Here is a 13,004-nt window from a genome sequence, read left to right as displayed (position 1 = left end):
TAACCCCGCAAACAGGGAGCATGTGACGATGAGCGACCAGCCCAAAGCCGATGTTGCGCGGCGCAACTTTCTCCTGACCGCCGGAATCGCGCTCGCCGCGACCGGCACGACTGTCTCCGCGCAACATTCCGTGCAGCCGCCAGTGCCGCCGAGCGGGCCGAAGAAGAAGCTGGGCATGGTGTTGTTCGAGGGGTTCGAGCTGCTCGACGTGTTTGGGCCGCTGGAAATGTTCGGGATGCTCAAGGACCGGGTCGAGATCGTCATGATCGCCGACAAGGCCGGACCGGTGCGCAGCGGCGCCGGGCCGCAGACGATCGCCGATCATGGCTTTGCCGATGCCCCCAAACTCGACATCGTGATGATCCCCGGCGGCCTTGGCACCCGGCGGGAAGTGAACAACCCCGATTTCCTCGCCGCCGTCCGCACGCTGGCGCAGGATACGCCGCAGGTCGCCACGATCTGCACGGGCTCCGGCCTGCTGGCGAAGACCGGGCTGATCGACGGGGTGAAGGCGACCAGCAACAAGATGGCCTGGGCCTGGGCGACGGCGCAGGGGGCCAAGGTCGCCTGGATCCCCCATGCCCGCTGGGTGGAGGATGGCAAATATATCTCCTCCTCCGGCATTTCGGCGGGAACCGACATGGCGCTGGGCCTGATCGCCAAACTCTATGGCAAGGAGATGGCCCGCTGGGTCGCCAACCGCACGGAGTATCGCTGGCAGGAGGATGCCAGCGACGATCCCTTTGCCAAGCTGAACGGGTTGCCGGGGTAAGCCATCTTCCATTCCGTTCGGGCTGAGCGAAGTCGAAGCCCATCACTGAGCGGAGCGAAGTGCCCTCCCTTCGGTCGGGCGAGCCCTTCGACTTCGCTCAGGGCGAACGGTGTTGGGACGGTCGCCCCCCTCAATCCGCGCGCATGGCCTCCGCCACCAGCGCCTCGGCCTCGATCAGCAGCGCGTCCTCGGCATCGCGCTGCGCCACCTGTTCGCGGCCGATCAGGATCAGTAGCGGCACCGCGAGCGGGCTGACCCGGTCGAGCGGCACATGCAGCATGGTCGATGCCGCCCGGTCAATGAGGTCGCCCAGCCGCCCGACATCGGTCATCCGTGCGCGGGCATCGGCCCAGGCGGCCTTCAGCAGCAGATGGTCGGGCTGATATTTGCGCAGCACATCATAGATGAGGTCGGTGGAGAAGGTCACCTGCCGCCCGGTCTTGCGCTTGCCGGGATGCTGCCGCTCGATCAGGCCGGAAATCACGGCGACATCGCGGAAGGCGCGCTTCAATAGGCTCGACTGCTCGACCCATTCGACAAATTCATGGTCGAGGATATCGGCGGAAAACAGGCTCTGCGGATCGGTCACGGGCTTGAGCCCATAGACCGCCAGCGCATAATCGTTCGACACGAAGCCCAGCGGCATCAGCCCCTGCGCGTCCATCCGCCGGGTCAGCAACATGCCGAGCGACTGGTGCGCGTTCCAGCCCTCGAAACTGTAGCAGACCATATAATGGCGCCCCTCATGCGGGAAGGTCTCGACCAGCAGCTGCCCCGGTTGCGGCAGGGCGGAACGGGTCCGCTGCACTTCCAGCCATTCGCGCACATCGTCGGGGAAGCGGTGCCAGGCGTCGGGTTCGGCCAGGAAATGGCGCACCCGGTCGGCCAGCCGGGTCGACATCGCCATGCGGGTGCCGCCCCAGCTGGGGATGCGCGCACTCTTGCTCGTGGCGCGGACGACCAGGTCGCTGGTGTCCATCCGCACCACCTCCAGCGCCATGCCGGAGAAGAAGAAACTGTCGCCCGGCCGCAAGGTGGCGGCAAACCCTTCCTCCACCGTGCCGAGCTTGCGCCCATTGGCGAAGCGCACCGCCAGCGCCGGCTGATCGACGATGATGCCGGCATTCATCCGGTGCTGCTGGATGAACTTGGGGTGCGACACCCGCCATGTGCCGTCGGCCTCCCGCACCAGCCGCTTGAACCGGTCATAGGCGCGCAGCGCATAGCCGCCGCCCTCGATGAAATGCAGGACATGGGCAAAGCCCTCGTCGGTCAGCGCGCTATAGGGGGTGGCGGAGCGGATTTCGGCCAGCAATTCTTCCTCGCGGAACGGCCCGGCACAGGCGATCGCCATCACATGCTGGGCCAGCACGTCGAGCGCGCCGGGGCGGAAATCATCGGCGTCCCGTTCCCCCGCCTCGACCGCGTCCAATGCCGCCCGCGCCTCCAGATATTCGAAGCGATTGCCGGGGATCAGGATCGCCTCCGACGCCATGTCGAGCCGGTGATTGGCGCGGCCAATGCGCTGGAGCAGGCGCGAGCTGCCCTTGGGCGCGCCCATCTGGATCACGCAGTCGACATTGCCCCAGTCGACACCGAGGTCCAGCGAAGCGGTCGCCACCAGCGCGCGCAGCTTGCCCGCCGCCATCGCCGATTCGACCTTGCGCCGCGCCTCGATCGACAGGCTGCCATGATGGATGGCGATCGGCAGGTTCGCGTCATTGACCGACCATAATTCCTGGAAGATCAGCTCGGCCAGGCCGCGCGTGTTGCAGAAGACCAGGGTCGTCTGCCGCGCCGCGATCTCCGCCATCACCTGGCTGGCGGCATATTTGCCCGAATGGCCCGACCAGGGCACCCGCCCCTCCGGGATCAGGATGGTGACGTCGGGCTCCGCCCCCGCCTCCCCCAGCACCGGCGTCACCGCATCGATATCGCCATCGGGCGCCAGCCAGGCGCGATAGGCATCGACATCGGCCACCGTCGCCGACAGCGCCACCCGGCGCAGACCGGGATTGATCGCCTGCAACCGCGCCATCGACAGGTTAAGCAGATCACCGCGCTTCTGCGTGGCAAAGGCATGGACCTCATCGACGATGACGGTGCGCAGATGCTCGAACAGCAGCGCCGCGTCGGGATAGCTCAGCAGCAGCGACAGGGATTCGGGCGTGGTCAGCAAGATGTGCGGCGGCCGCACCCGCTGCCGCGCCTTGCGATCCGACGGGGTATCGCCGGTGCGGGTCTCCACCCGGATGGGTAGCCCCATTTCCTCGATCGGCGTCAGCAGGTTGCGCCGTACATCGACCGCAAGCGCCTTCAAGGGCGAGACATAGAGGGTGTGCAGCCCGTCGGCGGGATTGGCGATCAGATCGGCGAGCGTCGGCAGGAAGCCGGCCAGCGTCTTCCCCGCCCCGGTCGGCGCGACCAGCAGCGCATGCTCCCCCCGCTGCGCCGCCGCCAGCATGTCACTCTGATGCCGCCGCACCCGCCAGCCGCGCGATGCGAACCAGTCGGTGAGGATGGAGGGAAGAACCGGCGGCATTGGGGGAGATGTAGGGGCTGTGGCGGATGGGGGGAAGTGGCGCATGCGTCCAACCGCGCACCGGACATCAGGCACCGGGCACCGGGCATCGGGGGAAACCCCAATAGCCAATATGGCCGCCCCGACTAGGCTTCGTTCCATCACGTCCATCGCGAACGAGGATAGCAGCATGTCGACCCGCAAGAGCCCGCCCGAACTCAATCGCTATGTCCTGCCGATCCCGGAGCGCGTGCCGCCGCACGACACGCCGATGAACGCCAAGGAGGCGCAGAGCCCGCCGGCCAAGGAGTTTCTGCGCCCGCCGGCCGGCGCGCCCAATGTGCTGATCGTGCTGATCGACGACATGGGCTTCGGCGCCAGCAGCGCCTTTGGCGGCCCCTGCCTCATGCCGACGGCCGAACGAGTCGGGAAGGAAGGGATCCGCTTCACCCGTTTCCATACGACCGCCCTCTGCTCGCCCTCGCGCCAGGCGCTGCTGTGCGGGCGCAATCATCATACGGTGAACATGGGCGGCGTCACCGAAGTGGCGACCGCCATGCCGGGCAATACCGGCCTGCGCCCGGATACCTGCGCGACCGTCGCCCAGATTCTCAAATATAATGGCTACAGCACCGGCGCCTTTGGCAAGATGCACCAGACACCGACCTGGGAAACCAGCCCGTCCGGCCCGTTCGACCATTGGCCGATCGGCGACGGGTTCGAGAAATTCTATGGCTTCCTAGGCGGCGACACCAATCAATATGCCCCGCCGCTGGTCGATGGCGTGACCCCGATCGAGCCGCCCAAGAGCATCGAGGAAGGCTATCACCTGACCGAGGATCTGGTCGATCAGGTGCTCAACTGGACCGGATCGTTGCAGACCTTCACCCCCGACAAGCCCTGGTTCGCCTATCTCTCCTTCGGCGCCACCCATGCGCCGCACCATGTACCCAAGGAATGGGTCGACAAGTACAAGGGCAAGTTCGACCATGGCTATAACAAGCAGCGGGAGATCACCTTCGCAAAGCAGAAGGAACTGGGCGTCATCCCCAAGGATGCGGAACTGACCGCGCCGACCGAATGGCTGCCCGAATGGGACGAACTGACCGACGATGATCGCAAGGTTTCCTGCCGCCTGGCCGAAACCTATGCGGCCTTCGCCACCCATACCGACCATCATGTCGGCCGCCTGCTCGACACGCTGGAGGCACGCGGCGTGCTGGAAGACACGCTGGTCATCTATATCCTGGGCGACAATGGCGCGTCCGCGGAGGCGGGGCCTTACGGCACCTTCAACGAACTGGCGTACCAGAACAGCATCGGCATGACGACGGCGGACATCCTGCCGCGGCTCGACGAGATTGGCGGGCCCAATTCCTTCAACCATATGCCCTCGGGCTGGGCCCATGCGATGAACGCCCCCTATCAGTGGAGCAAGATCGTCGCGTCCCACTGGGGCGGCACCCGCGTCGGCATGACGATGCGCTGGCCCGAGAAGATCAAGGCCAAGGGCGAACTGCGCCACCAGTTCCACCATCTGATCGACGTCGCGCCGACCATCCTGGAACTGGCCGGGGTGCCCGAACCCGATTTCGTCAACGGCATTCAGCAAAAGCCGCTGGAAGGCGTCAGCATGGCCTATCTGTTCGACGAGGCCGAGGCGGATGACCGGCACACGACCCAATATTTCGAGATCGGCTGCAATCGCGGCATCTATCATGACGGCTGGACCGCCATGACGATGCACCGCCTGCCCTGGCCCGACAAGCGCGAGACGGTGGGCGAGATCGAGGATGACATATGGGAACTGTACGGCCCCGACGACTGGACCCAGGCGCATAATATCGCCGACCAGAATCCCGACATGCTGCGCAAGCTGCAGGACCGTTTCCTGATCGAGGCGGCCAAATATAATGTCCTGCCGCTCGACCCGCGCCAGCGCGAACGCTTCGACGCCCGCGTCGCCGGCCGGCCGGACCTGCTCAACGGCCGCACCTCCATGACCTTCCTGCCGGGGATGACCCGGATGAACGAGAATACGGTCCCGAACGTCAAGAACACCAATTTCACCGTCACCGCGAAGGTGGAGTTGGGCGCGGAGCCGACCAATGGCGCGATCATCGCCCAGGGCGGCAAGTTTGGCGGCTGGAGCTTCTACATGAAGGACGGCGTGCTCGCCTATGCCCATAACTGGGTGGGGCTGGAAACCTTCATCGTGCGCGCGGACGAACCGCTGGGCAAGGGCAGCCACGACCTGCTGCTCGACTTCGCCTATGATGGCGGCGGCGCCGGCAAGGGCGGCACGGTGACCTTCACCGCGAACGGCAAGGCGATCGGCTCGGGGCATATCGAAAAAACCGTGCCGGCCATCTTCTCCTTCGACGACTTCATGGACATCGGCCACGACAATGGCGAACCGGTGGTGGAAGATTATGGCCCGACCGGCGGCACCTTCACCGGCGCGATCGAAATGGTCCGGATCGACCTCAACGGCGAATCCCACCATGACCATGATCTGTCGCTGAAGGCGAAATACGCCAAGCAATGAGGGGCGATGCCGGCGCACGGGGACATGCGGCCCCGTGCGCCGGTGCCTTGGCGGACCGAGATTCCGTCGATCTCGTTCGAAACAATCATACCCCGGCAAGAAAGATTATATCACTCTCCGCTGGCCCCCTGCCCTGCTCCTGCGTTACAGTCCCTCCATCCATGAGCGGCACAGCAGAGGCCGCCAGATGCAGGAGAATGACATGACCGGCGAAACCCCGCCCCCCCTCACCGAAGCCGATCTGACCGGCGCCGAGCCGCCCCATAATCGCCGTCGCCCCAAAGCGCCGATCCTGGAGATTGACGGCCGCAAGCTGAAGCCTGCGACCCTGATGATGGGCCATGGCTATGACCCGACCCTGTCGGAAGGATCGCTGAAACCCCCGATCTTCCTCACCTCCACCTTCGCCTTCGAGAGCGCAGCCGCGGGCAAGCGCCATTTCGAGGGGGTGACCGGCATCCGCCCCGGCGGCGCCGAGGGCCTCGTCTATTCGCGCTTCAACGGCCCCAACCAGGAAATTGCCGAGGATCGGCTGTCGGTGTGGGAGGAAGCGGAGGACGCGCTGCTCTTTTCCAGCGGCATGTCGGCGATCGCCACCACCCTGCTCGCCCTGGTGCAGCCGGGCGACGTCATCGTCCATAGCGCGCCCCTTTATGCCGCGACCGAATCGCTGATCGGCCGGATTCTCGGCCGATTCGGGGTGCAGTGGCTCGATTTCCCCGCCGGCGCGACCGAGGCGGAGATCAGCGCGGTGATCGAGAAGGCCAAGGGTCTAGGCCGGGTCGCGATGCTCTATCTGGAAAGCCCGGCCAACCCGACCAATGTGCTGGTCGATCTGGAGGCGGTGGTCGCGCGGCGCGATGCGCTGTTCGCCGGCGAGGATCATGTCCCGCCGATCGCGATCGACAATACCTTCCTGGGGCCGCTGTGGCACCGGCCGATCAACCATGGTGCCGACCTCGTCATCTACAGCCTCACCAAATATGCCGGCGGGCATAGCGATCTGGTCGCGGGCGGCGTGCTCGGCTCCAATGCGCTGATCAACAGCATTCGCCTGATGCGCAACACGATCGGCACGATCCTCGACCCGCACAGCGCCTGGATGCTGTTGCGCAGCCTGGAAACGCTGGAATTGCGGATGAGCCGCGCCGGCGAGAATGCGGAAAAGGTCTGCACCTGGCTGAAGGACCAGCCGCAGGTGGAGAAGGTCGTCTATCTCGGCTTCCCCGAGACCGAGCGGCAGGCCGACATTTATCGCCGCCATTGCACCGGCGCCGGCTCCACCTTCTCGCTCTATCTGAAGGGTGGCGAGGCGGAGGCCTTCGCCTTCCTTGACGCGCTCAAGATCGCCAAGCTGGCGGTGAGTCTCGGCGGCACCGAGACGCTGGCCAGCCATCCCGCCGCGATGACCCATTTGTCGGTGCCGGCCGAGCGCAAGAAGGCGCTGGCGATCGGCGACAATATGGTGCGCATCTCGATCGGCTGCGAGGATGCCGACGATCTGATCGCCGACTTCGCCCAGGCGCTGAAGGCGATAGGATAATGGAGCGCCTGCGCCCGGTCATCCTGATCGCCCAGCCCCATCTGGCGCCGCTGCTGCCGATCCTGGCGATGCAATATGACGTCATGGGGCTATGGGAGGAGGCCGGGCGCGCCCGCCTTGCCGAGGCGGAGATACTCGTCACCGCCGGCGAGTTCCGGCTCGATCCCGATATGCTGGCAGCGATGACGCGGCTGCGGCTGATCGCCTGCTTCACCGTCGGCTATGACGGGGTCGATCTCGACTGGGCGCGGGCGAACGACATCGCCGTCAGCCATGCCGGCGACGCCAATGCGGAGGATGTCGCCGACCATGCGATCGGTCTCATCCTCGCCCATCGGCGCCAGATCGTCAGCGGCGACCGGGCCTTGCGCGCGGGCGAATGGCTGCCGGGCGGCAAGACCATCACCCGCTCGATCGCCGGCGCCCGGCTGGGCATCGTCGGCATGGGCAGCATCGGCATCGGCGTCGCCACCCGCGCCGACGCGCTGCGCATGGCGACCCGCTGGTGGGGGCCGCGCGCCAAGCCCGGCCTCGCCTGGCCGCGCAGCGAGAGCCTGGCGGCACTGGCGACCGAAAGCGACATATTGGTCGTCGCGGCGCGGGCGACCGACGATAATCGCGGCATGATCTCCGCCGCGATCCTCGATGCGCTTGGCCCTAATGGCCTGCTCGTCAATGTCGCGCGCGGGCAGCTGGTGGACGAGGATGCGCTGATCGATGCGCTGCGCGCCGGGCGGCTGGGCGGTGCGGCGCTTGACGTCTATGCGCAGGAACCGACCGATCCGGCGCGCTGGGTCGATGTGCCAAACTGCATCCTGACCCCGCATACCGGCGGCGCGACCGACGCGGCGGTGGCGCAAATGGCACAGATGCTGCTCGCCAATATCCGTGCCTTCGTGGCGGAAGAACCGCTGCCCAATCGCGTGCTCTGAACCAAGCCGCAACGCCGCGCGTTGAGCGCCGACACGGCCGACCGGGCCGGACGGGAGAGCGATGCGGATGGCCAGCGGGGCGAGACGATGGGTGGTGCGTGGGCTGGTGGGCCTGATCCTGCTCTGTGCGATCCTGCTGCTGGCGCTTGCCGCCTTTCCCTGGGCCTGGATGAAAGGCCCGATCGAGCGCCGCCTGTCCGACCGCATCGGCAAGCCGGTGACGATCGGCGCGATGGCGCGGGAAGACAGCCTGTCCTTCCACCCCGTCGTCACCCTGCGCGACCTGCGCGTGCCGCAACCCGGCTGGGTGAAGCCAACCCTGCCCGACCTGGCCCGGATCGGCGAGATCCGCGCCGGTTTTTCCGTCTGGGGCCTGCTGACCGGCGGGCCGGTGCTGGAGCGGCTGGAGGCCCGTCGCGCCCGGCTCCATTTCTATCGCGACGCGCAGGGGCGCGAGAATTGGAGTGGCGAGCGCAGCAAGGGCAGCGATCGGCGCGGCGGCCGTCCGGCGCTGCACAGCCTGATCGTCGCCGACAGCCGCATCGCCTATCGCGACGACAAGCGCGGGCGATCGGTCGATGCCGCGCTGACCGTCGATCCGAGCGGCCTGCGCCTGTCGGGCAGCGGCGATGTGCGCGGCCATGCCGTGACCGTCACCGCGACCGGCGGCCCGATCCTCGACAGCCGGCCGGGCCAGCGCTGGCCGTTCGACGCGGCGATCAGCGGCGATGCGGTCGGCTTCACCCTGAAAGGCACGATGGATGGCCCGCTAGACATCGGCCATCTTCGCGGCGAAGCGACCGCCCATGGCACCGACCTCGCCCTGCTCGACGCCATCATCGAAGCGGGCCTGCCCGGCACCCAGCCGGTCCGCCTGACCGCGCGGGTGACACGCGATCGGCCGGACTGGATCGTCGAGGGGCTGAAAGGCACGATCGGCCGGTCCGACATTGCCGGCCACGCGACCATCCGCAAGCGCGATGGCCGCACCCGGATCGACGGCGCGCTCAGCGCCGACCGCTTCGATTTCGACGATCTGTCGAGCAATGCCGGCAAGGCGAAGGCGGCGGCCAAGCGCGCACAGCTCGGGCCGCGCCTGATTCCCGATACGGCGATCGACCTCGCCACCGTCGATCACACGGACGGCAAACTGGACCTCAAGGTCCGGCAATTGCTGTGGCCCGGCCCTAGCCCGTTCCGGTCGCTCCATGGCACGATCAGCCTGGAACGCAGCCAGCTGTCGGTCGAACCGTTGATGCTGGGCCTCACACGCGGCACGCTGTCGGGCCGGATCGGCGTCGACCAGCGCGACCGTAGCCCCCTGCTCGACATCGCCATGGCGATGCGTAACGCACGGCTGCTCGATTTCTTCCCCGACGCCCGGATCGACGGCGCGCTGATCGGACGGGTCGCGATCAAGGGACGGGGCAAAACCATCCGTCAGGCACTGGGCACGTCGACCGGCACGATCGCGCTGGTCGCGCGGGACGGCCGCATCCCGGACCGCACCGCCGCGCTGATGGGGCAGGATGTCGGCCGCGGCCTGACCCTGTCGAAGCGGAAGGAAGCCGTCCTGCGCTGCATCATCACCCGGCTGGATGTGCGCGACGGGATCGCCCGGCCGGGTCCGGTGCTGATCGACACCTCCCGCGCCCAGACCCATGCCACGGGCACGATACGGCTGTCGGACGAGCGGCTGGCCCTCGCACTGAGCGGCGTGCCCAAGCAGGACAGCCTGTTGCGGCTGAAGGGCAGCGTGCCGGTCGGCGGCACGATCAAGACGCCCGATATTCAGCTGCCCAAGGATGCCCGTTCGGCCAAGGGCATAATCAGGATGATCGGCGATGCGATCGGCGGCGAGAAGCAGCCGACCGTGGGCGACGCCGATTGCGATAGCCTCGCCCGCACCGCGATGCGCTGATCCCTTAGCTCCAGTCCACCCGCGTCCAGCCGCGCTCGGCCGCCAGCCTGGCGAGCGGCGGGTGCGGGTTGGACGCGAAAGCCTCGTCGGCGAATTCCAGCATCGGCGCGTCCGACACATGGTCGGAATAGGCGCGGATATGCGCCTGGCTGCGGTCGATCGCTTCGGCCGCCATCCACGCCTTGATCATCCGCAGCTTGCCGGTGTCATAGCAATTCTCGCCGGAAATCTTGGCGCGGACATAGGGCAGATCCTGCCCGACATGGTCGGTCGCGATCACCGTGTCGAAGCCCAGCCGCCGCGCGATCGCCTCGACATAGAGGCGGTAGGAGGCGGTGGCGAGCACCAGCCGATAACCCGCCGCGCGGTCCTTGGCGATCTGCTCCAGCGCGCCGGCGCGCACATTCTTCGCCATCACCTTGTCGGCATAGCTTTCGATATGCGGCTGCAGCTTCGCCCGGTCGGCGCGGCCGCCGATCATCAGCCACTGGTTGGTTTCCTTCAGCGTCTGGCGGCTGATCAGCTTCACCACATAGGCCAGCATGACGAAGGGAATGAGCGGCAGGAATATCAATCGCCAAGGCGCCATATGGGCGGCCACATGGATGAGAAAGCCGGTATAGGTGCCCGAAAAGGTCACCGTGCGGTCCATGTCGTAAATCGCCAACCTGTATGTCATGCCGTGTCCGAAACTTTTATCCCTGCCCGTCGTTCTGTCTGGCGGATGGGCCGTTTCGGCTTGCCGCGCAACCGATAATGGACCACTAATCCCTCCACATGAACAAAGCCGCTGATCTCGTTGAGGAAAGCCGCGACGACGGCGGCAAGGTCATACGCCTGTCCGGTACCTGGTCGATTGCCTGTCTGCACGACATGCCGAACCGGCTGGACGCCATTTCCGGCCCTGTCGTCAGCATCGACGTGGCCGATATCGATCATATGGACACGATCGGCGCCTGGACGATCCATCGCACCGCCAAGCGGCTGGGGACGGAGGTCAGTGGCGGCAGCACCGACTGCAAGCGACTGATCGGCGCGGTCGGCAAGATCGACGAGCCGGTCGATATCCGCCCGACCTATGTCTCCCCCTTCAACCGGGTATTGGGCCAGATTGGCGAGGCGGTGATCAATTCCGTCAACACGCTGGTCGGCCTGCTCGGCTTCTTCGGCGGCGTGCTGGTCACGGTCTGGGGCCTGATCCGTCACCCCAGCCGCTTCCGCATCAATGCCGTGGTCCAGCGGTTCGAGGTGGTCGGCGTATCGGCGCTGGGCATCATCGGCCTGATGAGCTTCCTGATCGGCATCGTCATCGCCCAGCAGGGCGCGGTCCAGCTGCGCCAGTTCGGCATGGAGATGCTGACCATCAACCTGGTCGGCCGCCTCACCTTCCGCGAACTGGGCGTGCTGATGACCGCGATCATGGTCGCGGGTCGGTCCGGCTCCGCCTTCGCGGCGCAGCTCGGCACGATGAAGCTGACCGAGGAGGTCGACGCGATGCGCACCATCGGCGTGTCGCCGATGGAGGCGCTGGTGCTGCCCCGCACCCTGGCGGTGGTCGTGATGATGCCGCTGCTCGGCTTCTATTCCTCGATCATCGCGATCATCGGCGGCGGCTTCCTGTGCGCCGTCTCGCTCGACATTCCGCCGATCACCTTCGTCCAGCGCCTGCGCGAAGTGGTGCCGATCCACGATCTGTGGGTGGGCCTGATCAAGGCGCCCGTCTTCGGCCTGATCATCGGCATCAGCGGCTGTTTCCAGGGCATGCAGGTCAAGGCCAATGCCGAGGAAGTCGGCCTGCGCACCACGGCTGCCGTGGTCCAGGCGATCTTCCTGGTGATCGTGCTCGACGCCTTCTTCGCCGTTTTCTTCACCTGGGTGGGCTGGAACTGATGACCACCGATGAACGCCAGGCCAAGGAAGAGCGGATCGAACGCGCGGTCGCGTCCGACGACATCGCCATTTCGGTGCGCGGCCTGAAGAACAGCTTCGGCGACCAGACCGTCCATGAAAATCTCGACCTCGACGTGCGCAAGGGCGAGATATTGGGCGTGGTCGGCGGATCGGGCACCGGCAAGTCGGTGCTGATGCGGTCGATCATCGGCCTTCAGGTGCCCGACGAGGGCGAGGTCCATGTCTTTGGCGAGGATATGGTCGGCCGCCTCGACGATGACGAGGCGCTGGCGATCCGCAAGCGCTGGGGCGTGCTGTTCCAGGGCGGCGCGCTCTTCTCGACCCTCACCGTGGCCGAGAATGTCGAGGTGCCGATCCGCGAATATTATCCCAATATCGGCCCGGTGCTGCGCGACGAGATCGCCGCCTACAAGATCCGCATGACGGGTCTCCCGGCCGAGGCCGGCCCCAAATATCCGGCCGAACTGTCGGGCGGCATGAAGAAGCGCGCCGGCCTGGCCCGCGCCCTGGCGCTGGACCCGGACCTCTTGTTCCTCGACGAGCCGACCGCCGGCCTCGACCCGATCGGCGCGGCCGCGTTCGACGACCAGACGCGCAAGTTGCAGGAGACGCTGGGCCTCACCGTCTTCCTCATCACCCATGATCTCGACACCCTCTATTCGATCTGCGACCGTGTCGCGGTGCTGGCCGACAAGAAGGTGATCGCGGTCGGGACGATCGACGAATTGCTGGCGCTCGATCACCCCTGGATCCAGGAATATTTCAACGGTCCGCGTGGCCGCGCCGCAACCGCGGCGGTCACGCGCGAACGCGGCAAGGCCGCTGCCGAAAAACAAGCGGACGGAAGGCAATAGGA

The 13,004-nt window shown here is 66.4% G+C and carries 9 protein-coding genes; 7 read left to right on the top strand and 2 right to left on the bottom strand.

The genetic code is table 11. The annotated features are described in order from the left end of the window. Nucleotides 1–28 precede the first annotated feature (28 nt). Complete coding sequence (locus tag A0U87_RS16640) at nt 29–772, top strand: DJ-1/PfpI family protein (protein ID WP_137405742.1); 744 nt, start codon at nt 29–31, stop codon at nt 770–772. Nucleotides 773–902: 130 nt separating this feature from the next. Here the strand turns inward: A0U87_RS16640 and A0U87_RS16635 are convergent, their stop codons facing one another. Further along, nucleotides 903–3,314: a ligase-associated DNA damage response DEXH box helicase gene (locus A0U87_RS16635; RefSeq protein ID WP_048938043.1), complete on the bottom strand. Its 2,412-nt coding sequence runs from the start codon at nt 3,312–3,314 to the stop codon at nt 903–905. Nucleotides 3,315–3,483: 169 nt separating this feature from the next. Between A0U87_RS16635 and A0U87_RS16630 the strand changes: the two genes are divergently transcribed. The 4 genes from A0U87_RS16630 (at nt 3,484) to A0U87_RS16615 (ending at nt 10,237) form a co-directional block, all read left to right on the top strand. Beyond that, nucleotides 3,484–5,841: an arylsulfatase gene (locus A0U87_RS16630; RefSeq protein ID WP_048938042.1), complete on the top strand. Its 2,358-nt coding sequence runs from the start codon at nt 3,484–3,486 to the stop codon at nt 5,839–5,841. Between the two features lie 202 nt (nt 5,842–6,043). Further along, nucleotides 6,044–7,384, top strand: a complete 1,341-nt coding sequence (locus tag A0U87_RS16625) for a cystathionine gamma-synthase family protein (RefSeq protein WP_170978412.1) — start codon at nt 6,044–6,046, stop codon at nt 7,382–7,384. Further along, the gene (locus A0U87_RS16620; protein WP_048938040.1) at nt 7,384–8,316 is read left to right on the top strand and encodes a 2-hydroxyacid dehydrogenase; all 933 of its coding nucleotides are present in this window, start codon (nt 7,384–7,386) and stop codon (nt 8,314–8,316) included. Before A0U87_RS16625 ends, A0U87_RS16620 begins: the two co-directional genes overlap by 1 nt. A gap of 67 nt (nt 8,317–8,383) precedes the next feature. Then, nucleotides 8,384–10,237 carry an AsmA family protein gene (locus A0U87_RS16615; RefSeq protein WP_170978411.1) on the top strand — a complete coding sequence of 618 codons (1,854 nt, stop codon included), beginning with the start codon at nt 8,384–8,386 and terminating at the stop codon, nt 10,235–10,237. Nucleotides 10,238–10,241: 4 nt separating this feature from the next. Here A0U87_RS16615 and A0U87_RS16610 read toward each other — a convergent pair whose 3' ends face one another. Then, nucleotides 10,242–10,916 carry an HAD family hydrolase gene (locus tag A0U87_RS16610; protein ID WP_048938038.1) on the bottom strand — a complete coding sequence of 225 codons (675 nt, stop codon included), beginning with the start codon at nt 10,914–10,916 and terminating at the stop codon, nt 10,242–10,244. Between the two features lie 98 nt (nt 10,917–11,014). Between A0U87_RS16610 and A0U87_RS16605 the strand changes: the two genes are divergently transcribed. Then, the gene (locus A0U87_RS16605) at nt 11,015–12,127 is read left to right on the top strand and encodes an ABC transporter permease (protein ID WP_048938037.1); all 1,113 of its coding nucleotides are present in this window, start codon (nt 11,015–11,017) and stop codon (nt 12,125–12,127) included. Then, nucleotides 12,124–13,002, top strand: a complete 879-nt coding sequence (locus A0U87_RS16600; protein WP_086012837.1) for an ABC transporter ATP-binding protein — start codon at nt 12,124–12,126, stop codon at nt 13,000–13,002. The genes A0U87_RS16605 and A0U87_RS16600 overlap by 4 nt, the downstream gene beginning before the upstream one ends. Nucleotides 13,003–13,004 lie beyond the last annotated feature (2 nt).

This window comes from Sphingobium sp. MP9-4, assembly GCF_005281675.1.
GTDB classification, from domain to species: Bacteria; Pseudomonadota; Alphaproteobacteria; order Sphingomonadales; family Sphingomonadaceae; genus Sphingobium; species Sphingobium yanoikuyae.
The sequence above is the reverse complement of the archived record's forward strand: the minus strand, read 5'-3'. Positions and strand labels throughout refer to the sequence as shown.

What these genes read in the sequence shown, in the direction of transcription:
- A0U87_RS16640 (WP_137405742.1), top strand. Translation starts at nt 29, where the DNA reads ATGAGCGACCAGCCCAAAGCCGATGTTGCGCGGCGCAACTTTCTCCTG.
- A0U87_RS16635 (WP_048938043.1), bottom strand. Translation starts at nt 3,314, where the DNA reads ATGCCGCCGGTTCTTCCCTCCATCCTCACCGACTGGTTCGCATCGCGC.
- A0U87_RS16630 (WP_048938042.1), top strand. Translation starts at nt 3,484, where the DNA reads ATGTCGACCCGCAAGAGCCCGCCCGAACTCAATCGCTATGTCCTGCCG.
- A0U87_RS16625 (WP_170978412.1), top strand. Translation starts at nt 6,044, where the DNA reads ATGACCGGCGAAACCCCGCCCCCCCTCACCGAAGCCGATCTGACCGGC.
- A0U87_RS16620 (WP_048938040.1), top strand. Translation starts at nt 7,384, where the DNA reads ATGGAGCGCCTGCGCCCGGTCATCCTGATCGCCCAGCCCCATCTGGCG.
- A0U87_RS16615 (WP_170978411.1), top strand. Translation starts at nt 8,384, where the DNA reads ATGGCCAGCGGGGCGAGACGATGGGTGGTGCGTGGGCTGGTGGGCCTG.
- A0U87_RS16610 (WP_048938038.1), bottom strand. Translation starts at nt 10,916, where the DNA reads ATGACATACAGGTTGGCGATTTACGACATGGACCGCACGGTGACCTTT.
- A0U87_RS16605 (WP_048938037.1), top strand. Translation starts at nt 11,015, where the DNA reads ATGAACAAAGCCGCTGATCTCGTTGAGGAAAGCCGCGACGACGGCGGC.